This is a genomic window from Spiribacter halobius, from assembly GCF_020883455.1.
Lineage (GTDB): Bacteria > Pseudomonadota > Gammaproteobacteria > Nitrococcales > Nitrococcaceae > Sediminicurvatus > Sediminicurvatus halobius.
In genome coordinates, this window is the sequence record NZ_CP086615.1 from 622,839 (window position 1) to 644,572 (window position 21,734).

At 70.6% G+C, this 21,734-nt stretch carries 16 protein-coding genes and 1 tRNA gene; 12 read left to right on the plus strand and 5 right to left on the minus strand.

The features are described 5' to 3' along the window. The first annotated feature begins 120 nt into the window (after positions 1-120). From LMH63_RS02865 to LMH63_RS02875, 3 genes are all read left to right on the plus strand, one after another. Complete coding sequence (locus LMH63_RS02865) at positions 121-1,335, plus strand: SAM-dependent methyltransferase (protein WP_109679092.1); 1,215 nt, start codon at positions 121-123, stop codon at positions 1,333-1,335. Between the two features lie 634 nt (positions 1,336-1,969). Further along, positions 1,970-3,226: a 6-phosphofructokinase gene (locus LMH63_RS02870; protein ID WP_109679067.1), complete on the plus strand. Its 1,257-nt coding sequence runs from the start codon at positions 1,970-1,972 to the stop codon at positions 3,224-3,226. A gap of 213 nt (positions 3,227-3,439) precedes the next feature. Further along, positions 3,440-4,999 (plus strand): methyl-accepting chemotaxis protein, encoded by a 1,560-nt coding sequence (locus LMH63_RS02875; protein WP_158280397.1) that lies wholly within the window; start codon positions 3,440-3,442, stop codon positions 4,997-4,999. A 220-nt stretch (positions 5,000-5,219) separates the two neighbouring features. On the opposite strand, the gene LMH63_RS02880 is transcribed toward LMH63_RS02875, so the two are convergent. Next, the gene (locus tag LMH63_RS02880; protein WP_109679069.1) at positions 5,220-5,711 is read right to left on the minus strand and encodes a DUF192 domain-containing protein; all 492 of its coding nucleotides are present in this window, start codon (positions 5,709-5,711) and stop codon (positions 5,220-5,222) included. A gap of 44 nt (positions 5,712-5,755) precedes the next feature. Then, positions 5,756-7,369, minus strand: a complete 1,614-nt coding sequence (locus LMH63_RS02885) for a putative bifunctional diguanylate cyclase/phosphodiesterase (RefSeq protein WP_158280398.1) — start codon at positions 7,367-7,369, stop codon at positions 5,756-5,758. 165 nt (positions 7,370-7,534) lie between these two features. On the opposite strand from LMH63_RS02885, the gene LMH63_RS02890 reads away from it, so the two are divergent. The 5 genes from LMH63_RS02890 (at position 7,535) to LMH63_RS02910 (ending at position 13,769) form a co-directional block, all read left to right on the plus strand. Next, positions 7,535-8,017: a Dps family protein gene (locus tag LMH63_RS02890; protein WP_109679071.1), complete on the plus strand. Its 483-nt coding sequence runs from the start codon at positions 7,535-7,537 to the stop codon at positions 8,015-8,017. Between the two features lie 218 nt (positions 8,018-8,235). Further along, entirely contained in the window at positions 8,236-10,077 is a 1,842-nt protein-coding gene (locus LMH63_RS02895) for a monovalent cation:proton antiporter-2 (CPA2) family protein (RefSeq protein WP_109679072.1), read from the plus strand. Positions 10,078-10,316: 239 nt separating this feature from the next. Beyond that, positions 10,317-11,279 (plus strand): TAXI family TRAP transporter solute-binding subunit, encoded by a 963-nt coding sequence (locus tag LMH63_RS02900; protein ID WP_109679073.1) that lies wholly within the window; start codon positions 10,317-10,319, stop codon positions 11,277-11,279. A 4-nt stretch (positions 11,280-11,283) separates the two neighbouring features. After that, on the plus strand, positions 11,284-11,775 hold the full coding sequence (locus tag LMH63_RS02905) for a DUF1850 domain-containing protein (RefSeq protein WP_109679074.1): 492 nt from the start codon (positions 11,284-11,286) through the stop codon (positions 11,773-11,775). Further along, positions 11,772-13,769, plus strand: a complete 1,998-nt coding sequence (locus LMH63_RS02910) for a TRAP transporter permease (RefSeq protein WP_109679075.1) — start codon at positions 11,772-11,774, stop codon at positions 13,767-13,769. Before LMH63_RS02905 ends, LMH63_RS02910 begins: the two co-directional genes overlap by 4 nt. Positions 13,770-14,174: 405 nt before the next feature. Here the strand turns inward: LMH63_RS02910 and LMH63_RS02915 are convergent, their stop codons facing one another. Together LMH63_RS02915 and LMH63_RS02920 are read right to left on the minus strand one after the other, a co-directional pair. Next, positions 14,175-15,383: a CaiB/BaiF CoA transferase family protein gene (locus LMH63_RS02915; protein ID WP_109679076.1), complete on the minus strand. Its 1,209-nt coding sequence runs from the start codon at positions 15,381-15,383 to the stop codon at positions 14,175-14,177. Between the two features lie 5 nt (positions 15,384-15,388). Beyond that, on the minus strand, positions 15,389-16,570 hold the full coding sequence (locus LMH63_RS02920) for an acyl-CoA dehydrogenase (protein WP_109679077.1): 1,182 nt from the start codon (positions 16,568-16,570) through the stop codon (positions 15,389-15,391). Positions 16,571-16,769: 199 nt separating this feature from the next. On the opposite strand from LMH63_RS02920, the gene LMH63_RS02925 reads away from it, so the two are divergent. Together LMH63_RS02925 and LMH63_RS02930 are read left to right on the plus strand one after the other, a co-directional pair. After that, complete coding sequence (locus LMH63_RS02925) at positions 16,770-18,053, plus strand: O-acetylhomoserine aminocarboxypropyltransferase/cysteine synthase family protein (protein WP_109679078.1); 1,284 nt, start codon at positions 16,770-16,772, stop codon at positions 18,051-18,053. A gap of 101 nt (positions 18,054-18,154) precedes the next feature. Continuing rightward, positions 18,155-19,558, plus strand: coding sequence for a coiled-coil domain-containing protein (locus LMH63_RS02930; RefSeq protein WP_109679079.1), 1,404 nt, complete (start codon positions 18,155-18,157; stop codon positions 19,556-19,558). Positions 19,559-19,657: 99 nt separating this feature from the next. Here LMH63_RS02930 and LMH63_RS02935 read toward each other — a convergent pair. Continuing rightward, positions 19,658-19,748 (minus strand) — tRNA-Lys (locus tag LMH63_RS02935). A gap of 116 nt (positions 19,749-19,864) precedes the next feature. Between LMH63_RS02935 and LMH63_RS02940 the strand changes: the two genes are divergently transcribed. Both LMH63_RS02940 and LMH63_RS02945 read left to right on the plus strand, forming a co-directional pair. Further along, the gene (locus LMH63_RS02940) at positions 19,865-21,136 is read left to right on the plus strand and encodes a tyrosine-type recombinase/integrase (protein WP_109679080.1); all 1,272 of its coding nucleotides are present in this window, start codon (positions 19,865-19,867) and stop codon (positions 21,134-21,136) included. Continuing rightward, positions 21,136-21,729: a hypothetical protein gene (locus tag LMH63_RS02945; RefSeq protein ID WP_146205227.1), complete on the plus strand. Its 594-nt coding sequence runs from the start codon at positions 21,136-21,138 to the stop codon at positions 21,727-21,729. The genes LMH63_RS02940 and LMH63_RS02945 overlap by 1 nt, the downstream gene beginning before the upstream one ends. Positions 21,730-21,734: the final 5 nt, after the last annotated feature.

Sequence of the window (21,734 nt, forward strand, 5' to 3'; positions counted from 1 at the left end):
AAAATGCCCGGCACGGTCCAACATTTCCCGGTAGGGCCGTCGATCGGCCGCACGCATGGTAACCGTTTGCCGGCCCATCGGCACCCGCGGCCGGCGGACCCGAAACCGGAGGTGCACATGCTGCTCGAGCGAGTACTGGAGGAGGGCGTACACGCGGGAACGCTGCGCCTGGAGACTCCCGACGGCGGTACGCGGACGTTCGGCAGCGGCGCGCCGGAGGCCGAGCTGCGGCTGCACGACCGCCGTGCCGCCAAGCGCGTGGTGACCGATCCGGAGTTCATGCTCGGCCAGACCTACATGGACGGGCAGTGGAGCACGCCGGATCTGCGGGCGCTGCTCGACCTGCTGCTGCGCAACTTCGCCGCCGAGCTGCCGCGGCGCCGCCACCGCTGGCTGGAGGCGCTGCTGCGGCCGCTGCAGCAGTGGAACCGGCGCGCGGCGAGCCGGCGCAACGTGGCCCATCACTACGATATCGACGAGTCGCTGTTCCGGCGCTTCCTGGACAGCGATCTGCAGTACTCCTGTGCCTATTGGCCCCGGCGAGACCTCACGCTGGAACAGGCCCAGGCGGCGAAGCGCGCCCACATCCGGCGCAAGCTCTGCCTGCAGCCCGGGCACCGTGTGCTGGACATCGGCTGCGGCTGGGGCGGGCTCGCCATCGAGCTGGCCGAGCAGGCCGGGGTTCGCGTGGTCGGGCTGACGCTGTCGGCGGAGCAGGCCCGGGTCGCCCGCGAGCGCGTGCGCGCGCGCGGGCTCGAGGATCGGGTGGAGATCCGCCTCGAGGACTACCGCGATGTGCCCGAGACGTTCGACCGCATCGTCAGCGTCGGCATGTTCGAGCATGTCGGCACGCGCTACTACGACACCTACTTCAACGGCGTGCACGAGCACCTGGCGCCGGGCGGCGTGGCACTGATCCATACCATCGGCCGGGTGACGCCGCCGGGGATCACCAATCCCTGGATCCGCCGCTACATTTTCCCCGGCGGCTATATCCCGGCGATGTCGGAGGTGATGGCGGCGGTGGAGCGGCAGGGCCTCACCAGCACCGACGTCGAGGTGCTGCGGCTGCACTACGCCTATACCCTCGCGGAGTGGTTCCGGCGCTTCCAGGGCGTGCGTGATGAGGTTGTCCGGGAGAAGGGGGAGCGCTTCTGCCGGATGTGGGAGTTCTACCTGGCGGTGAGCGAGATGGCCTTTCGCTGGCGTGGCCTGGTGGTGTTCCAGTTCCAGCTCGCCCGGGACCAGACCGCGGTCCCGCTCACCCGCGACTATCTCTACGAGGCGTCGGTGCTGGAGGAGATCGCGGAACCCCGCCGCCAGGCCAGCGCGTGAGCGGTGCGTATTTTCGGAAGCCGTCCGGCTGACCCGCGGCGCTGCCGTCGAGCATGGACACGGTGCCAAGGCCGGCTCGGGGCCACGCTCGGCGGGACACGCTGTGAATACGTCCCTGTACGCTCCGATGCGGCATCCCTGCCGCATAGGGTCCCGCCGAGCGTGGCCCCGATCCGGCCCGCGAGCGTGGCGGGCTGATCCGCGATCGAGGAGGCGACCGAAGCCGGCGGTCGGCAACCGCCGCGCGCGGGTGCCGACTTTTCCTCCCCAGACAGCCCGCCACGCCCCGGCGGCTGGCGGTCGTTGAGCGGTCCCCTCTCCCGGGACCGTAGGCGACAGGGATGTCGCCTTCGAGCCTCCATGGATGGATTTACGGCGTGTCCCGGGAGAGGGGACCGCTCGCCGGCCCGGCTCCAAACGCCAGAAGCTGTCGGCCCGGCTCGCAACGTCAGAAGCTGCCGGTCCGGCGCGCGCACAGGGGAGACGGCGGATGTCGGCATCCGCCTGCGGCGGGTGCCGACCTACGATGGGGGCTGCCTGCCAGGCAGAGACGCGGCTGCAGTCGTGAATCGATGCGTGATGCGGGCTAGACTGCCGCGCGAGCGAGGTCCTGAGCCGTGGAGGGAAGTGAGCGATGCCGAAGAATGCCTTCTATGCCCAGTCCGGCGGGGTAACTGCCGTCATCAACGCCACCGCCTGCGGCGTCATCGAGACCGCGCGGGCGCATCCGCAGGAGATCGGGACCGTCTACGCCGGGGCTCACGGCATCCTCGGCGCGCTCCAGGAAGAGCTCATCGATACCGCCGAGGAATCCGCCGAGACCATCGCCGCGCTGCGGCACACGCCGGCGGGGGCCTTCGGCTCCGCGCGCTACAAGCTGAAGGGCCTGGAGGAGAACCGGGCCCAGTATGAGCGCCTGATCGAAGTCTTCCGCGCCCACGACATCGGCTACTTCTTCTACAACGGCGGCGGCGACTCCCAGGACACCGCCCACAAGGTCTCCCGGCTCGGCGAGCACCTGGGCTACCCGATTACCTGCATCGGCATTCCGAAGACCGTGGACAACGACCTGCCGGGCACCGACAGCTGCCCGGGCTTCGGCTCCGTGGCCAAGTACATCGCCGTCGCCACCCGCGAGGCGGGGCTCGATGTCGCCTCCATGGCGCGCACCTCCACAAAGGTCTTCATCCTCGAGACCATGGGGCGCCATGCCGGGTGGATCGCCGCAGCCTCGGCCCTGGCGCGGGAGGAAGAGGGGGATCCGCCCCATGTGATCCTGCTGCCGGAGGTGCCCTTCGAGCAGCAGCGCTTCCTCGAGCGGGTGCGCGCCAGCGTGGAGCGCTTCGGCTACTGCGTGGTGGTGGTCTCCGAGGGGGTGCGCACGGCGGACGGCGGCTTCCTCTCCGACCAGGGCTCGCGGGATGCCTTCGGCCACGTGCAGCTCGGTGGGGTGGCGCCGGTGGTGGCGGCGATGGTGAAGGAGGGGCTCGGCTACAAGTACCACTACGCCATCGCGGACTACCTGCAGCGCGCCGCCCGCCACATCGCCTCGGCGACGGACGTGGAGCAGGCTTACGCCATGGGCCGGGCCGCGGTGGAGCTGGCGCTCGCCGGGCGCAATGCGGTGATGCCCACCATCGTGCGCGAGTCCGACGAGCCCTACCGCTGGCGGGTCGGCGAGGCGGCGCTGGAGGATGTCGCCAACGTCGAGGCGAGCATGCCCGCGGAGTACATCGACGACAGCGGCTTCTTCGTCACCGAGGCCTGTCTGCGCTACCTGCGCCCGCTGATCGCCGGCGAGGACTATCCGCCCTACGTCAACGGACTCCCCGCCTACGCCCGCCTGCGCCGGCGGCTGGTGGAAAAGCGCCTGCCCGCCTTCGAGGCCTAGCCCGCCAGATCCGCGCCCGCAGCCGCAAATCGGTGAGCTATGCGGGCTAGCCCGGCCCGCGCATCGCCCGGGAAGTTGACCGGCATCAACTTCGCGGGCGATGCGGGCATCAAACCTTGCCTCCTTGCGCCGATAGAACGCTGGCGGGGGCCGTCCTCCGCCGAGAGGCGTGCCGGCAGCGCGCCGTTCCCCCGCGCGAGAGGACCAACAACAATGCGCGTCAATCTCCCGGTTACCGGGCGCGAATGCCCGGTGGGCGCCGACGAGCGCCTGATCAGCACCACCAACCTGAAGGGCGTGATCACCAGCGCCAACGACGCCTTCTGCCGGGTCTCCGGTTTCGCCCATGAGGAGCTGGTGCGCAAGGCGCACAACCTGGTGCGCCATCCGGACATGCCGGAGTCGGTCTACCAGGATTTCTGGGACACGCTGAAGGCCGGCCGGCCCTGGATGGGCGTGGTCAAGAACCGCTGCAGGAACGGCGATCACTACTGGGTGAGCGCCTTCGTCTCGCCGGTGTTCCAGGCCGGCGAGCAGGTCGGCTACCAGTCGGTGCGCCGCCAGGCGACGCCGGAGCAGAAGGCGCGGGCGGAGCGCCTGTACGCGCGGCTGCGCCGGGGCCGGAGCGTGCCGGGCGGGCGGCTGCGCGCCCTGCTGCCCTGGGTGACCGGGATTGCTGCCGCGGTGCTGGGCGTCGCGGCCGGCGCCGGCGTCGCCACCGGTGCCTATGCCACGGGCGGTGCCGCCGCGGGCCTGGCGCTGCTGGCGGCCGGGTACGGACCCTGGTGCCAGGCCCGGCGCAACGCCCGGCTGGAGGCCCGCTCGCGGGCGATCTTCAGCAATGACGTCGGTGCCGAGACCTATGGTGGTGGGCCGGATGCCGCCGGCTGTGCCGTGCTCGCCCTGGAGATGCAGGAGTCGCGGATCGACGCCCTGCAGACCCGGCTCTCGGCGCTGATGGACAGCCTTGCCGACGAGGCCCGGGGTGCCGGCGAGGCGGCGTCCACCAACCGGCGCGCCATCGATGGCCAGCGGGACGACATCGATCAGGTGGCGACGGCCATGAACGAGATGTCCGCCACCGTCCAGGAGGTCGCGCGCAGCGGCAACGAGGCCTCGGAGGCCGCGGGGCAGGCGGCGCGGGAGGCGGAGTCCGGGCATGGCGTGGTCACCAGCGCCGGTCGGGCGATGACGCAGCTGGCCGCGGAGGTGCACGAGGCGGCCCAGGCCATGGACCGGGTGGACGCCGACGCACGTGCCATCGGCAAGGTGCTGGAGGTCATCGGCGGGATCGCCCAGCAGACCAACCTGCTGGCGCTGAACGCCGCCATCGAGGCGGCCCGGGCCGGCGAGTCCGGGCGTGGCTTCGCCGTGGTGGCCGAGGAGGTGCGGGCGCTGGCGCTGCGGGTGAGCGAGGCCACCGGCGAGATCGAGCAGACCATCGACCGGCTCACCGGCGGCAGCAAGGCGGCCACGGGTGTGATGGAGCGCGGCGAGCGCTCGGCGCGGTCGGTGGCGGACGAGGTGACCCGGGCGGTGAGCGCCTTCGAGGCGGTGCAGGCCGCCGTCGGCCGCATCCACGACATGAACGCGCATATCGCCACCGCCGCCGAGGAGCAGTCGGCCACGGCGGAGGAGATCAACCGCAACGTGCAGCGGGTGAACGGTGCGGTGGGCACCACGGCGGATCAGGCCGAGGCGAGCGCCGCCGCGGCGGGCCGTCTGGTGGAGATGGTGGACGAGCTGCAGGGGCTGCTGCGGCAGTTCCGCTAGCCCGGATCGCTCACCGATTCGCGAAGCGAGGACGCGTAGATGGCGGGCAGGACAAGGCGTGGGAGAGTCCGGGCGCGCAGGCGTACTCGACAGTACGTCGAGCACCCGGGCCGAGCGCAACGCCGGCCTGCCCGCCAGATCCGCGGCCGCAGCCGCGAATCGGTGAGCGATCCGGGCTAGGAGTCTGCGCCCGCAGCCGTGAAGCGGTGAGATATCCGGGCTATTCCAGCAGCTCGAGGCGGGTGCCGCGGCGGATGCCGAGGCGCTCGGCCTGACCCGCGGCGACCTCCAGGGCCGCGGCGATGGGCCGGTCGGTGCCGTAGCCGGTACCGCCCGGTTCCATGCGCTCGACCCCGATCACGACCCCTTCGGCATCGACGTAGGCGATGTCCAGCGCGAGCCGGACATTGCGCATGTGCCAGCCGGTGACCCGGGGCTCGGGGAAGTCGAACCAGATCGGGTGCTGGCGAATGGCCGCCGCGGGAATGTGCTGCATGCCCTGGGCGCGCTCGCGGGCATCGTCGGCGATGCGCACCGGCAGCTCCCGCGGCTCGCCCCCGGTTGGCTGGATGCGCACGATGCCGTGCCCCATGGCGTGCCAGGCCTCGGGGCCGGCGAACTGGGCCGGTGTCTGGCCCGGGAAGAGCTGGCTCGCCAGCAGCACCACGGCGCCGATGAGCCCACCCAGAAAAATGCGTCGATACCAGTTCATGGGGCGCAGTCTGCCATGGCCGGGGGCAGCGGGTCGCGACACTGTCAGCGATGGCGCCCGGCGACCCTCGCGGGGGTGTGACCGAGGGCGGTGATGGCCGGCACCGCCACCGGCGTATCGCCGAGGTAGCGCTCGGCGAAGGTCGCGGCAGGCAGCGGCGGTGAGACCAGGTAACCCTGCAGCGCGTCGCAGCCGAGATCGCGCGCCAGCCGGGCATCGGCGAGGTTCTCCACACCTTCGGCCACCGTGGTGAGGCCCAGCCCCCGACCAAGGCTGGCAATGGCCCCGAACAGGGTCCGCCGGCCGCTGACCCGGCTTGCCTGGTGGACGAAGCTGCGGTCGATCTTCAGGCAGTCCAGCGGCAGGCGGTGCAGGTAGCTCAACGACGAGTAGCCGGTGCCGAAGTCGTCGATGGCGATTCGCACACCCAGCGCGCGCAGTTCCTCGAGCATGTCGCGGGCGCCGTGCGGGTCCTGCATGAAGCGCGACTCGGTGATCTCCAGCATCAGGAATTGCCCCGGGAGGCGATGCTCGGCGAGCAGGCGGCGCACCAGCGGCACCACGCCATCGCCCTGCAGGTCCAGTCCGGACAGGTTGACGCCGAGGGTGATCGGCGCATGTCGTCGACGGTGCCAGCGCGCGCCCCAGTCGGTGACCCGCTCGAGCATGAAGGCGGTGATGTCGCCGATTAGCCCGGTGGCCTCGGCCAGCGGGATGAACTCCCCGGGGGGCGTTATGCCACCGTCGGTACGTGGCCATCGGACCAGGGCCTCGGCGCCGGTGACCTGGCCGCTCGCGAGCGAAACCACGGGCTGCAGCCACGCCTCCAGGGCGCCCTGGCGCACCGCCTTGCGCAGGGCACCCTCGCGCTCGAGGGGCTCGCGGGCGTTGCCCCCGTATGCGCTGACGGTGGTCACGGTATTGCGCCGGCCCGTCCGCTTGCCGGCCTGCAGGCCGTGCATGGCCGCATCCAGCAGCTGTGCCGGCGTGTTGCCGTCCGCCGGCGCGCGGGCGAGGCCGATGTGGGCGTCGACGCCGAGGGCGACGCCGTCGATCTCCACCGGTGTGGCGAGTGCCGCCGCGACGGCATCCGCGAGCCCCCGCACACGGCCCTCGGTGGGCGCCTGACGCAGCAGCACGGCGAAGATGTCGCCCTCTAGCCGCGCCACCAGCTCCGTGGCCTCCACGAGACCGTGCAGGCGCTCGCCGACGGCGCGCAGGAAGCGGTCACCGGCGGAGCGGCCCAGGCCGGTGTTCACCCGGGTCAGGTTGGCGACGTCGAGCAGGATCAGGCCGAACTCGTCCGCGGACCCGTGGGTCTGCGTGCAGCGGTCGGCGAGCGCCTCCTCCAGGACCCGGCGATTGGGCAGTCCGGTGACGCCGTCCTCGCGCACGGCGAGCAGGGCGTTGGCGAGCTGGGCGCGGCGACAGGCAAGGCGGTAGACCAGCACGCCGAGCCCGATGGTCATGGCCAGGACGAACAGCACCCCCTTGATCTTGGAGAGCAGCGTCAGCTGCTGCGGATCGCGGGCGACGGCGGCGATGAAGTCGTCGCTCAGCAGGATCCAGGCCAGGGACACGGCCGCGTAGACCACCGAGACGGTCAGCGCGAAGCCAAGCGGATTGGGTGGCTTGATCAGGCGCAGGCGGGGCAACATGTCTCCTTCCGTGGCCGCGGTCCGGCAGCGCAATCCCCTGCGAAAGATAGCAGCGCGGTTGCCGGCCGCACACGCCGCCGCTGGCCATCGGGCGGTCGGCATGATACATTGAAATAGTTTCAATCAGCGGGCCGACGGCCCGAGACACTCGGACAGGAGGTTCAAATGGCCGAAGCCGCACCTGCCATCAACATCGGCATCGAGGAAAACGCCCGCGAGGAGATCGCCGGCGGTCTCGCGCGTCTGCTGGCGGACAGCTACTCGCTGTACGTCAAGACCCACAACTTCCACTGGAACGTCACCGGTCCGATGTTCCAGACCCTGCACGACATGTTCGAGCAGCAGTACACCGAGCTCGCCGAGGCGGTGGACGAGATCGCCGAGCGCATCCGTGCCCTGGGCTCCCCGGCGCCGGGCAGTTACACGCAGTTCTCGCGGCTGACCTCCATCCCCGAGGAGACCGGCCACCCGGACGCGCAGGAGATGATCCGCCAGCTCGTCTCCGATCAGGAGACCGTGGTGCGGACCGCGCGGGAGGTGTTCCCGGTGGTGGACCGTGCCAACGACGAGCCCACGGCCGATCTGCTCACCCGGCGCATGCAGGTCCACGAGAAGACCGCCTGGATGCTGCGCAGCCTGCTGGAGTGATCGCCGCGCCCGCCCGGGCGTGATGGCAGAGGGGCCCGGTTGGGCCCCTTTTTCGTATCGGCGCCCGTCCACCCCGCTCCTGCGGCGGCGTATCCGTGAGCAATGCCGGCCAGTGGCGCTATGCTGCTCGGCTGTAGCCCGCCGATCCCGCCGATCCGCGCTGGCCAGCGTGGTGGGCGCGGCGGGCGGTGGCGATTCGCTCCTGCAACGGGAGACCCATGGATACGACGCTGCTGGGTCAGGTGGTGATCTTCCTCGCCGCGGCCGTGCTGCTGGTGCCGCTGTTCACGCGCATCGGCCTCGGTGCGGTACTCGGCTACCTCGCCGCGGGGGTGCTGATCGGCCCGTCGCTGCTGGCGATCATCGACGATGCCGATGCCGTCCTGCGTTTCTCCCAGGTAGGCATCGCGCTGCTGCTGTTCGTCATCGGCCTGGAGCTCCAGCCCACGCGGCTGCGGGTCATGCGCCGGCCGGTATTCCTGCTCGGCGGCCTGCAGGTGCTGCTGACGGGCAGCGTGCTCGCCCTCGCCGCCGCCGCGCTGGGGCTCGCGGCGCTGCCGGCGGCAGTGGTGGGGGTGAGCCTGGCGCTGTCGTCGACGCCCCTGGTGCTGCAGCTGCTGGCCGAGCGGGACGAGCTGCAGACCGCCCATGGCCGCCACGGTTTCGCGCTGCTGCTGTTCCAGGACCTCGCCGCCATCCCGGCGCTGGCGGTGCTGCCATTGCTGGCCGCCCGCGGCGACATGGCCCGGCCGCCGGGCGAGCTGGCGCTGGAGGCCGCCTGGGCCCTGGGCGCCGTGCTCGCGCTGGTGCTGGGCGGGCGCTGGGTGCTGCGCCCGGCCTTCCGCCTCGCGGCGAGCGCCCGCAGCCGGGAGATCTTCACCGCCGCGGCGCTGCTGGTGGTGATCGGCTCTGCCCTGCTGATGGACGCCTCCGGACTGTCCATGGCCCTGGGTGCCTTTCTCGCCGGCGTGCTCCTCGCCGACTCCGAGTACCGGCACGAGATCGAGGCCGACATCGAGCCGTTCAAGGGCCTGCTGCTGGGGCTGTTCTTCATGGCCGTGGGCATGACGGCGGACCTGGGGCTGCTGCGGGATGCGCCCGGGGCTGTCATCGGGCTGGCTGCCGGGTTGCTGGCGCTCAAGGCGCTGACCATCGCCCTGGCCGCCCGTCTCTACGGCCTGCCCGGCCGTGACGCCACGGATCTCGGCGTGCTTCTCGCCCAGGGCGGCGAGTTCGGCTTCGTGCTGCTCACGGCCGCGGCGGCGGAAGGGGTGCTCGGCGCCGGTCTGGTGGATCGGCTCGTGCTCGCCATCGCCCTGTCCATGGCGGCGACGCCGCTGCTCTTCGCCGCCTCCGTGCGCTGGCTGCGGCCGCGCCTCGCCGCACGCCGGCGGCGCCGGTTCGACGTGCCCGAGGAGCATGCGCCGGAAGTGATCATCGCCGGCTTCGGGCGCTTCGGTCAGATCGTCGGGCGCGTCCTGCGGGGGCTGCGAATCCCCTACACCGTGCTGGAGGTCAACCCCGAGCAGGTGGACCTGGTCCGCCGCTATGGCAACACCGCCTACTATGGCGATGCCTCCCGCCTCGACGTGCTGCGCTCGGCTGGAGCGGAGCAGGCCCGCATCCTGGTGCTGGCCATGGACGACGTGGAGGCGTCGGTGCGCACCGCAAAGCTGGTGCACCGGCATTTCCCGGGATTGCGGGTGTTCGCCCGTGCCCGCGACCGCCATCACAGCCACCTGCTGACCAATGCCGGCGTGACCTGGGTGATCCGCGAGACGCTGCTCTCCAGCCTCGAGCTCACCCGCGGGGTGCTCGCTGCGCTCGGCCTGCCGGCCGACCAGGCCGAGCGCGCCGTTGTCACCTTCCGCGAGCAGGACGCCCAGGCGCTGGAGCGCCAGCGCGCGGTGTTCCGTGACGAGCAGGAGCTGATCCAGTCCGTGCAGGCGGCGGCCCGGGAGCTGGAGGCGCTGTACGAGGCAGATGACGCCCTGCCGGACCCTGGGGAGGCCTTGCCCGGGGACCGGAATGGGGGCGACGCGCGGACGGATAGGCAATGAAGGCCGGCCGCGCCTGCCCCGCCTCGCGCTGGCCGCCTGGTTGGCCTCCTCCGCGGCGACGGGGGCTGTGAGCGCCGTCTGTGCTTGTGGCCAATGAGCACATTCTGCGCGCGCCACCCCGGATGAAGGCCGCCAGGCATGGGCGTGACGGCTTTTTGCTTCTACAGTTACGCCCTAAGGCGCAGCCATAAGCGCCTCGGACCCGTAACGGGAACACGGCTGAACCCTGGAGGAGAATCATGCAGTTCGGCAAAGCGTTGCTCTTCAGCCTCCTGCTTGGCGTGGCGGCCAGCGCCGGCGCCCAGCAGCAGCTGTCCATCGCCACCGGCGGCACCGGGGGCACCTACTACCCCTACGGCGGCGGCCTCGCCGAGCTCATCGGCGAGCATGTGGACGGCTACACCGCCAGCGCCGAGGTCACCGGCGCCTCGGTGGAGAACATGGCGCTGATCCACCGCCAGGAGGTGGAGCTCGCCATCGCTCTGGCCGACACCGTTCGCCAGGCCTACGAGGGCAGCGGCGACTTCGAGGGGCGGCAGGTGGCGGACGTGCGCGCACTGGCGTCCATCTACCCCAATGCGGTGCAGATCGTCACCCTGGCGGATTCCGGCATCGAGACCCTGTCCGACCTGCGGGGCAAGCGAGTCTCCACCGGCGCCCCGGGCAGCGGCACCGAGATCAACGCCCGGACGGTGCTGGAATCCAACGGCATCACCTACGATGACATCGAAGTCGAGCGGCTGAACTTCAACGAGACCGCCGACGCCCTGCGCGACGGCGATATCGATGCCGGCTTCTGGAGCGTGGGCCCGCCCACCAGCTCGATCATCAACCTGGCCACCACGCGGGACATCCGCATCATCAGCCTGAGCGAGGAGGAGATCGAGAACGCCCTGGCGGCGGAGCCGGTGTTCGCCCCGTTCACGCTGGCCGGCGGGACCTACGAGGGCGTGGACGAGGATGTCCGCACCGTGGGCGTCCCCAACGTGCTCACGGTCAATGCGGCGATGCCGGAGGAGCTTGCGTACCAGATCACCCGCACGCTGTTCGAGGAGGTCGAGGCGCTGATCGAGATCCATCCGGCGGCGAACAGCACGACGGTGGAGTTCAGCCTGGACGCCACGCCCATTCCGCTGCATCCCGGGGCGCTGCGCTACTACGAGGAAACCGGCGCCGAGGTGCCGGAGCGACTGCGGCAGTAGCCGCATGGCGCGACGCTGGCCCGGCCCCGCGCGCTGGCGCGGGGCCGCCCTTGTGCTCGCTCTTGTGCTGCCGCTGCCGGCGCTGGCCGGCGGGGCGCGGCTGGAGGTCGTCACCGACGATGGCCGTATCCTGGCGCGCCTGCCGTTGCAGGCCGGCGAGCGCTGGTGCGTGCTCTGGGAGCACTCGGTGGCCGGCTTCACCGTGCGCGACTGCTACACCTATCGCGACGGGCGCATGGTGCTGGTGGCGAGCCATCAGCCGGACTTCGCCGCCGGCCTCGGGCACGTCCCCGGGCGCGGCGTGCAGCGCAGTGACGGCAACGGCGGCTATTGGATCCGCGGCATCGACGAGCCCGTGCCCGGGGACCGGTACCGATTGCGGGTCGGCTCGGAGCGCGTGAACCACCGCATCCGACATCGTGACCGGGTCACCAGCCTCTCCGCCCAGGCCGCGGGCGAAGCGGTGACGCTGCGGCTGCGCGAGGGCGGCGGATGAGCGCGGAGCCGACGCGCAGGCTGTTGCTTGTCGACCCGAATGCGCCGCTGCCGGTGCGCTGGCTGCTGCCGCCGGTGGCGATGGCGCTGTCCCTGTTCCAGCTCTACGCGGCGGGGATCGAGCCCCTGGGGCTGTTCTACCAGCGTGGCATCCATCTGGCGCTGGTCCTGATGCTGGCCTTCCTGATGTTTCCGGTCTTCGGCGAGGGCCGGCGTCGGGGCTGGCTGGGCGGACTGCTGGATACGGCCTTCTTCGCCGGCGCCGTGCTCACGGGCTTCTACCTCACCTGGTTCCTCGACGACATCGTCTCCCGCGCCGGATTCTGGACCGAGACCGACATCATCGTCGGCTGCATCGCGGTGCTGACACTGCTCGAGGCGAGTCGGCGGGCGGTGGGCCTCGGCATGACGGTGATCGGCCTGATCGCCATCGCCTATGCGCTGGCCGGCTCCCGCGGCGAGCTGCCGTGGCTCGGCGAGTGGCTGCCCGGCATCCTGAGCCACCGGGGCAACAGCCTCGAGCGCCTGGTAGGGCAGCTCTATCTCGGGCAGGAGGGCATCTACGGTCTGCCGCTGGGCGTCGCCGCCACCTATGTCTTCACCTTCGTCCTGTTCGGGGCCTTCCTGGAGGTCACCGGGGCCGGGCGCTTCTTCATCGACCTCTCCTACGCCGCCACCGGGCGCCAGCGGGGCGGCCCGGCCAAGGCGGCGGTGCTCGCCTCCGCGGGCATGGGCTCGATCTCCGGCAGCGCCATCGCCAACGTGGTGACCACAGGCGCGTTCACGATTCCGCTGATGAAGCGGCTCGGCTACCGCCCGGAGCACGCCGGCGGCATCGAGGCGGCGGCGAGCACGGGTGGGCAGATCATGCCGCCGCTGATGGGCGCCGGGGCTTTCCTGATCGCCGAATACACCGGCACCCCCTACATCGACGTGGTGATGGTGAGCGTGCTGCCGGCGATCATGTACTTCGCCACGGTGTACCTGCTGGTACACCTGATCGCCATCAAGGAGAACCTGCGGGGCATGGCGGGAGACGAGCTGCCGCGGGTGCGCGACGTGCTGCGGGACGGCTGGCACTTCCTGCTGCCGCTGGCCGTGCTGGTGGGGTTTCTGGTGCAGGGCCTCTCGCCCATGCGTGTCGGCTTCTATGCCATCGTCACCATCGTGCTGGCAGCGCTGGTCCGCGGCGCCTGGGCGCGGCTCGTGACCACCTCGGAGGCCGAGCCACCGGCACGGCGGCTGCTGGCCGGGGCCGGCGGGGCGCTCGGGCTCGGGATCCATGCCCTGCAGCTCGCGGCGCGCAACGCCGTGGCGGTGAGCATTGCCTGTGCCGTGGCCGGAATCATCGTCGGCGTGGTGGGCCTGACCGGTCTCGGGCTCAAGTTCTCCTCGATGATGATCGCGTTCTCCGGCGGCAATATCGTCCTGGCCCTGCTCATCGTCATCATCGCGAGCCTGGTGCTCGGCATGGGCCTGCCGGTGACGGCGAGCTACATCGTGCTGATCGTCCTGGTGGGGCCGGCCCTGCACAACGACTTCGGCATCCCGCTGCTGATCGCGCATCTGGTGGTGTTCTGGTATTCGCAGGACTCCAACGTCACCCCGCCCATCGCGCTGGCGGCGTTCGCCGCCTCGGCCATTGCCGGCAGCAGACCCATGGCCACCAGCGTCCAGGCCTGGAAGTTCGCCAAGGGGCTGTACCTGATTCCGCTGTTCATGGTCTTCAACGAGCCGCTGATCATGGGTGGGCCGTGGCTGGTGGTGGCCTGGAACGCGGTGATCGCCCTGGCCGCGCTGGGGGCCTTCGCCGCGGCGGTGGAGGGCTGGCTGTTCACGCGCCTTGCCTGGGCGACGCGCATCGCCATCGGGGTGGCCATGGCAGCGGTTTTCCAGCCGACGCTCTGGGTCGAGGTCGCCGGGGTCGGGGCCATCGCCCTGCTGGTCGCGGGCAACGCCCTTGCCGCCTACCGCCTGCGCAGCGCGGCGGCGTAGGTCGTGTGCGGCGAAGCCGTGTGCGACGTCGGGTCGGTGCTTCGGATTGCACCATCCCACCGCGGCGGCGAGTCCTGCGGGCGAAGAGGCGGAGTGCGGGCCTGTCTCCCGGGACCCTAGGCGGCAGGGATGCCGCCTTGGAGCGTACAGGGATGTATTCACAGCGTGTCCCGGGAGACAGGCCCGCGCTTCGCCGGCCTGCCACTCAGCCCCGATGCGCCGGGAGGTCGCGGAACCTCTTCGACGTCGCACACGGCTTCGCCGTGCACGACCTACGGTGATTGCCGTTCAGCGGGGAAGATTCGGCGCGCGGGCGCGCCTCCTACAGGCCAAGTCCTCCCCCGAAGGCCGGAGCGCAGCCCGGTGGGAGCGGCGCCCCCGCCGTGAATCGGTGAGATATGTGGGCTAGATGGTGCCGTCGGCGCGCAGCCGGGCGATCTCATCGGCGTCGAGACCCAGGCACTGGGCCAGCACATGGTCGGTATCGGCGCCAAGGGTCGGTGGGGCACGGTCGGCGCAGGCGGGCTCGCCGTCGCTGCGGATGGGGCTCGGCACGCTGGGGACCTGACCCGCGAGGGGATGGGGCAGGTCGCGGCGCAGGCCGCGTGCCTGTACCTGCGGGTCGGCGAAGACCTGGTCGATGTGATTGATCGGGCCGCAGGGCACGCCGGCGGCCTCGAGGGCACCCACCCAGTGCGCCGTGCCCGCGGTTGCCAGCGCCCCGGCGAGGGCGGGGACGAGGCGCTCGCGGTTGGCGACGCGGTCGGCGTTGGTCGCATAGGCGGGGTCCCCGGCGAGGTCGGTGCGGCCGATGACCGCGCAGAGCCGCCGGAACTGGTCGTCGTTGCCCGCCGCGACGATGAGGTGTCCATCCGCGGTGGCGAAGGCCTGGTAGGGGACGATATTGGGGTGGGCGTTGCCGAGCCGCTCCGGCACCACCTCGCCGATCAGGTAGTTCGCCGCCTGGTTGGCGAGCATCGCCACCTGGACGTCCAGCAGGGCCATGTCGATATGCCGGCCCTCGCCGGTGGCGTCGCGCTCGCGGAGCGCGGCGAGGATGGCCGTGCTGGCGTAGACGCCGGTGAAGAGATCCGCGATGGCGACGCCGGTCTTCAGCGGCGGCCCGTCCGCCTCGCCGGTAATGCTCATGAGCCCGCCCATGGCCTGGATCAGCACGTCGTAGCCGGCGCGGTGGGCATACGGCCCGTCCTGGCCGAAGCCGGTAATGGAGCAGTAGACCAGCCCCGGGAGCTCGGCACGCAGCGCGGCATGATCCAGGCCGTAGCGGGCGAGGCCGCCGACCTTGAAGTTCTCGATGAGGACATCGCTGGTGGTGGCGAGGCGGCGCACCAGATCCTGGCCCGCCGGGCGGGTGATGTCGATGGTCACCGAGCGCTTGCCGCGGTTGGCGGCGAGGAAGTATGCGGACTCGCCGGTGGGCGCGCCCGCCGTATCCGCCAGGAACGGCGGGCCCCAGTGGCGGGTGTCGTCGCCGCGGCCAGGGCGCTCGATCTTGATCACCTCGGCCCCGAGATCCGCCAGTAGCTGGCCGCACCAGGGGCCGGCGAGGATGCGCGAGAGCTCGAGGACGCGGATGCCGGCGAGGGGCTGCAACGCGGTCAGTTCCGGAAGGCCTGGATACCCGTCTGGGCGCGGCCGAGGATGAGCGCGTGGATGTCGTGGGTGCCCTCGTAGGTGTTCACCGACTCCAGGTTCAGCGCGTGCCGCATGACGGGGTAGCCCTCGAGGATGCCGTTGCCGCCGTGCAGGTCCCGGGCCTGGCGGGCGATCTCCAGCGCCTTGCCGGCATTGTTGCGCTTCACCAGCGAGATCATCTCCGGCGCCCAGGCGCCCTCGTCCAGCAGGCGGCCCACCCGCAGCGCCGCCTGCAGGCCGAGGGCGATCTCGGTCTGCATGTCGGCGAGCTTCTTCTGCACCAGCTGGTTCGCGGCCAGCGGGCGGCCGAACTGCTCGCGGCCGAGGGTGTAGTCGCGGGCGGCGTGCCAGCAGGCCTCGGCGGCGCCCATGGTGCCCCAGGCGATGCCGTAGCGGGCCTTGTTCAGGCAGCCGAAGGGCCCGGCGAGGCCGGCGACGCCGGGGAGCAGGTTGGCCTCGGGCACGAAGGCGTCCTCGAGCACGATGCGGCCGGTGAGGGAGGTGCGCAGGGAGAGCTTGCCGTGGACCGCCGGCGTGTGCAGGCCCTCGCTGCCGCGCTCCACCAGAAACCCGCGGATGCGGCCCTGGTCAGCCTCGGATTTCGCCCACACCACCAGGATGTCCGCCTCCGGGCTGTTGCCGATCCAGGTCTTCTCCCCGGTCAGGCGGTAGCCGCCGTCCACCGCCCGGGCATGGGTCTCCATGCCGCCGGGGTCGGAGCCGTGCTCGGGCTCGGTCAGGCCGAAGCTGCCGATGTGCTCTCCGGTGAGCAGGCCCGGCAGCCAGCGATCGCGCTGGGCCTCGCTGCCGTAGGCGTGGATGGCATGGATGACCAGCGAGCTCTGGACGCTCAGCATGGTGCGGTAGCCCGAGTCCACCCGTTCCAGCTCGCGCGCCACCAGGCCGTAGGCGACATGCCCGGCGCCGTTGCCGCCCTGGGCGCGGGGCAGGGCAAGGCCGAACAGGCCGAGCTCCCCCATCTCGGTGAAGATCTCGCGGTCGAAGCGCTCCTCCCGAAAGGCGCTCACCACCCGTGGCCGCAACGCCCGCTCGCAGTACTCCCGGGCGCTGTCGCGGACTTCCCGCTCGTGCGCGTCAAGCTGGGCATCGAGCAGAAAGGGATCTTCCCACTGGAACGCCGGCATCACGTCCTCCCACGCGGCGGTCGGCACACTGAGGCCTGGAGTGTAATGCGGCGGGCCGCGGCTGCCCATGCCCGCGCCGGCGACGGCGGCCCGGCCGGCCCTTGTGGCCGCCCGGCGGGTGGCCGAGACTGCTCGACGCTGGCGCTCGCGACGGCGCCACGGTCAACCCCCCCAACCAGAGCAGCCTGGGAGAGACAGCATGCGCCTGGAGACCAAGGCCATTCATGCCGGTTACAGCCCCGAGCCGACGACCCGCGCGGTGGCCGTGCCGATCTATCAGACCACCTCCTACGCCTTCGACGACACCCAGCACGGCGCGGATCTCTTCGATCTCAAGGTGGAAGGCAATATCTACTCGCGGATCATGAACCCGACCAACGCTGCGCTGGAGCAGCGCGTGGCGGATATGGAGGGCGGCATCGCCGGTCTGGCGCTCGCCTCGGGGATGGCGGCCATCACCTATGCCATCCAGTGCATCACCCGGGTCGGAGACAACATCGTCACCACCAGCCAGCTCTATGGCGGTACCTACAATCTCTTTGCCCACGCCATGCCGAACATGGGATTGGAGGTGCGCTTCGCGAGCGCCGACGAGCCCGATGCTCTGGCAAGCCGCATCGACGGGCGCACCCGGGCGGTGTTCTGCGAGACCGTCGGCAACCCCAACGGCAATGTCGTGGACGTCGAGCGCCTGGCCGCGATCGCCCATGCCCACGGCGTGCCGCTGATCGTGGACAACACCGTGCCCACGCCGGCCCTGTGGCGGCCGATCGAGAACGGCGCGGACATCGTCGTCCACTCGCTCACCAAGTACATGGGCGGCCATGGCACCACCGTGGGCGGCGTCATCGTGGACTCGGGCAACTTCCCCTGGGCGGATCACGCCGACAAGTACCCGATGCTCACCGAGCCCGATCCCTCCTACCACGGCGTGATCTACACGGAGGCCCTCGGGGCAGCCGCCTATATCGGCCGCTGCCGCGTCGCGCCGCTGCGCAACATGGGCGCAGCGCTGTCACCGATGAACGCTTTCCTGCTGATGCAGGGCATCGAGACCGTGCCGCTGCGCATGACGCGTCACTGCGAGAACGCCGTGCAGGTGGCGAGCCACCTCGAGGGGCACCCGGGCGTGACCTGGGTGAAGTACGCCGGCCTGCCCACCAGCGCCTACTACCCGCTCGCCGAGAAGTACATGGACGGCCGGGCCGCGGGCATCCTGAGCTTCGGCATCCGCGGCGGCGAGCCGGCCGGTGCGCGGTTCATCGATGCGCTCAAGCTCATCGTGCGCCTGGTGAATATCGGCGACGCCAAATCCCTCGCCTGCCATCCGGCCACCACGACCCACCGTCAGCTCAACGACGAGGAGCTGCTCACCGCTGGTGTGAGCCGGGACATGGTTCGGCTCTCGGTGGGCATCGAGCACGTGGACGACATTCTGGAGGACGTGGACCAGGCCCTGGCCGCGGCCGGCGCGAGTCGGTGAGATATGCGGGCTAGCCCGCACGGAGATCGGGCGGGCACTTGTGGAACGGGCCGCTAGACTGGACGCAACGCGTGGGCAACGATCGACTGCGAGGGGGCTTAATGACGCAGCAAGACCGGAACCGGGCGCAGCGCGCAGGCCGGGCGCTGGTGCTCATGCTGGCGCTGCTGGCGGCCGGCGGGCTGGCCGGCTGTGCCTACCTGTATACGGAGCAGCAGGCGCAGCAGGCCGCATGGGCCGAGGAGCGCGCGACGCTGCAGGGCCGGATCGAGGCGCTACAGGGCGAGCTCGCGGACCGCGAGTCTCGCATTCGCGCCCTCGAGGACGAGGCCGCCCGTCTGGAGCAGCGCAACGAGGCGCTGGCCGGCACGGTCAGTGAGCTCGAGCAGGAGAACGCCAGCCTCAACGACCGGGTAGAGACGCTGCGTGAGTCCGCGGCCCGGGTCGGCGAGCTGGAGGCGCGGCTGGCCGAGAGCCAGGACCGGATCGCGACGCTGGAGGCTGAGCGGGCCGAGCTTGCCGATCGCAGCAGCACGCTGCAGGCGCGTCTGGAACGGACCGAGCAGGCCGCGGACACGCTGTCCGCCCTGCGCGAGGAGATCGCCAGCGCCGAGATGCGGCTGCAGCAGGCGGAGCGGCGTCTGCAGGCGCGGCAGGGCGAGATCAGCGAGGCGGAGGCCGAGCTGGCTGACGTCAGAGCGGAGACGGAGGCAGCTCGGGATGCGTTGACCGCCACGGAAGAGGAGCTCGCCGGGTTGCGCCGCGAGCGGAGTCGCGTCGCGGAGGCGCTGGCCGCGCAGGAGGCCGAGCTGGCCGATGCGGAGCAACGCGCGGCGGCTCTGCAGGACGAGGTCGAGGCGCTGCGCGGGCAACGCGAAGGGCTGGCCGACGAGGCCTCTGCCCTGGAGGACGAGCTCGCCGGCCTGCGGGATGAGCGTGAGCAGCTAAGGGAGGCGATTGCCGAAGCCGAGGCATCGCTGGCGGACAGCGAGCAGCGGGCCGCGGATCTGCGCACGGAGATCGCCGATCTCACGGAACGGCGTGAGGCGCTCGCGGGCGACATCGCGGCCATGGAAGAGGAGCATGCTGCCCTGCGCGAGGAGCGCCGCCGTCTGTCGGAGTCGGTCACGGCGCGTGAGGAGGCCGCCACGGAGGCCCGGCAGGAGGTCGCGCGACTGCGCGATGATATCGAAAGCCTGGAGCAGCGGCGTGACGAGCTTGCCGGACAGGTGGCCGGGCTGCGCGACGAGGTGGACGCCCTGCAGGCGGAGCGCGACACGCTCAGGGAGGCCGTCGCCGAGCGCGAGTCCCGCGTTGGCCGTCTCGAGGAGCGCCTGGCGGACCTGCGCCAGCGTGTCCGCGAGCGCACCACCGCCCTCGGCAACCTGACCTCCCTGGTCAGCGACGTGGAGAGCATGCTGGCGTCGACCCTGGATCGCCTCGAGGCGGCGGAAGCGGAGCTGGAGCAGTATCCCGGAGCGGATGCGCCGGAAGCGGCGCAGTAAGGGGCGTGCCGCGGATCGCCACCGGCGGGATCATGCGCCCGCAGCCGTGAATCGGTGAGATATGCGGGCTAGATGGCTCCGCCGTCCAGGGAGATCGAATGGTGGGCCGTGCTGGATTCGAACCAGCGACCAGCGGATTAAAAGTCCGCTCCGGCGCCATCCTGAAAACCGCGTCACAGCAGGGCTTCCCCTCCTGGATGCCGCTTGCTGAAAGGGTTTCCCTCTGACAGCAAGTGACATCGGTTGCCACCTTATACCCTCCTGTGCTGTGATTCAACTGTGACAGTCACAGTTGAGTCCGACCAAGTGACCAAGCTGAGCGAGGATTACCTCAAGGCCCTGGAGCCCCCGCAGAAGGGGCGCCGGATCGTGTTTGACGACCACAAGAACGCGCCCCGCGGGTTCGGGGTGCGGATCACCCCGAGCGGGACCGTCTCGTTCGTCCTGCGCTACCTCACGAAGGACGGCAAGGACCGGATGCTGACCATCGGCGAATGGGGCGAGAACCAGTGGAGCCTTGCTGCGGCCCGAAAGCAGGGCGGCGAGTACCGCAAGCAGATCGACAGCGGCGCGGACATCCTGGAAGAGCGCAGGGCGCTGCGTGCGGAGTTGACCGTGGCCGATACCGTGAAGCGCTTCTACGTGGGCAAGCGCGACCTGGAGAGCTTCCGCGACATCCGGTGCGTGTTCGAGAAGTACCTCCTGCCGCAGCTCGGCAAGAAGCGCATCCGTACCGTCCGGCGGCGGGACATCATCGCCATGATCGACCCGCTGGTGCAGACCCACCCGCGACAGGCCGGGAAGCTGCTCGGGTACTGCAAGCAGCTATTCGCCTGGGCAGAGGATCGGGAGATAGTCGAGGCGAGCCCCGTGGCGACGCTGCGGGCCTCGAACATGGGCAAGGGGCTGACCTCCAGCAAGCGTGCCCGGGTGCTCTCCGATGACGAGCTGCGCGCGTTCTGGGGGCGCGTGGACGACTGCGGCATGCACAAGCTCACCGCGCTCGCGCTGCGCATGGTGCTGGTCACCGCGCAGCGGCCGGGCGAGGTCGCCGGCATGCGGTGGGACGAGATCAAGGACAAGGTGTGGACCGTGCCAGCCTCCCGGCGGGGTAAGACGAACGATGAGCACACCGTCCCGCTGACCGCGACGGCCGAGGCGATCCTGGAGGCAGCTCGCGCCGAGGTCGCGCGGCTGTCGAAGCGCCGCCACAAGAAGCCGAGCGGGCATGTATTCGAGAGCCATCCAGGGGCGCCCGTGTCCACGGCCGCCATGTCCAAGGCGGTGATGCGCTACGCGAAGGCGCTGGCGAACCAACCGGACGGCCCGGAGGGGCAGTGGCGGCCCCATGATCTACGGCGGACCGCTCGCACAGGGCTCGCCGCTGCCGGCGTGAGTGCGGAGGTGGCGGAGGCCGTTGTGGGCCATGTCCGTCCCGGCGTGCGCGGCGTCTATGACCGCCATGGCTACGACCACGAGAAGCGCGTGGCGCTCGAGGCGTGGGAGCGGCGCTTGTTGCGGATCGCTGAGGGCAAGCGGGCCGAGGACAACGTAGTGCCGATTATGGGAGAAAAGTAATGCGCATCTCGCCCGCCCGAACGCCCGGCACCACGGCGCTGCGTCCGGTTGATGGCTCTCATGCGGACGACGATATGCATGCCGCGCACTTCCAGATTCTCAGGGAGCGATGGGACGAAGGTAAAAACCCCGTTGCGGCCCTCGATGCGTTGGCCTACGCAGTCGAATCCGGCGTATATCCGCCCACGTGGGTTATAGATTGGTTGGGAGGGGCCGCTGTCGAGTATCTCGATAACGGCGGCCGTGCAGATTTCAACGAGCTTCTCGGGCTTCGACGCGGGAGAGGCAAGGCGAATCCGGTTCAGGCGCAAATTGACCGTGACCGCATGGAGAAACTGGCGCTCGCCGTTTGGATATGGAATCGGCTTCTCGGAGTTTCCATCGGCGATGCCGCTTATCGTGCTGTGCGTCGTGCCGAAGCGCGCGACGAAGAGACGGTGCCCGACGTGAGCTGGGTTGAGGATCAGTGTCGCCGCAAATGGCTACGTCACTTTGATGCGCAGCGAGGCGTGTTCGAGGAGATTTTCTCAAGCGACGATGCGATAAAAGCATTCGTTGCATCGTTCCCATCAGATGCCCGCGCTATGGGCTGAAAACC

Coding starts and splice junctions, on each gene's coding strand:
- LMH63_RS02910 (WP_109679075.1), top strand. CDS start 11,772: ATGAGCGCGGAGCCGACGCGCAGGCTGTTGCTTGTCGACCCGAATGCG.
- LMH63_RS02925 (WP_109679078.1), top strand. CDS start 16,770: ATGCGCCTGGAGACCAAGGCCATTCATGCCGGTTACAGCCCCGAGCCG.
- LMH63_RS02875 (WP_158280397.1), top strand. CDS start 3,440: ATGCGCGTCAATCTCCCGGTTACCGGGCGCGAATGCCCGGTGGGCGCC.
- LMH63_RS02905 (WP_109679074.1), top strand. CDS start 11,284: ATGGCGCGACGCTGGCCCGGCCCCGCGCGCTGGCGCGGGGCCGCCCTT.
- LMH63_RS02880 (WP_109679069.1), bottom strand. CDS start 5,711: ATGAACTGGTATCGACGCATTTTTCTGGGTGGGCTCATCGGCGCCGTG.
- LMH63_RS02890 (WP_109679071.1), top strand. CDS start 7,535: ATGGCCGAAGCCGCACCTGCCATCAACATCGGCATCGAGGAAAACGCC.
- LMH63_RS02920 (WP_109679077.1), bottom strand. CDS start 16,570: ATGCCGGCGTTCCAGTGGGAAGATCCCTTTCTGCTCGATGCCCAGCTT.
- LMH63_RS02945 (WP_146205227.1), top strand. CDS start 21,136: ATGCGCATCTCGCCCGCCCGAACGCCCGGCACCACGGCGCTGCGTCCG.
- LMH63_RS02930 (WP_109679079.1), top strand. CDS start 18,155: ATGACGCAGCAAGACCGGAACCGGGCGCAGCGCGCAGGCCGGGCGCTG.
- LMH63_RS02895 (WP_109679072.1), top strand. CDS start 8,236: ATGGATACGACGCTGCTGGGTCAGGTGGTGATCTTCCTCGCCGCGGCC.
- LMH63_RS02885 (WP_158280398.1), bottom strand. CDS start 7,369: ATGTTGCCCCGCCTGCGCCTGATCAAGCCACCCAATCCGCTTGGCTTC.
- LMH63_RS02900 (WP_109679073.1), top strand. CDS start 10,317: ATGCAGTTCGGCAAAGCGTTGCTCTTCAGCCTCCTGCTTGGCGTGGCG.
- LMH63_RS02870 (WP_109679067.1), top strand. CDS start 1,970: ATGCCGAAGAATGCCTTCTATGCCCAGTCCGGCGGGGTAACTGCCGTC.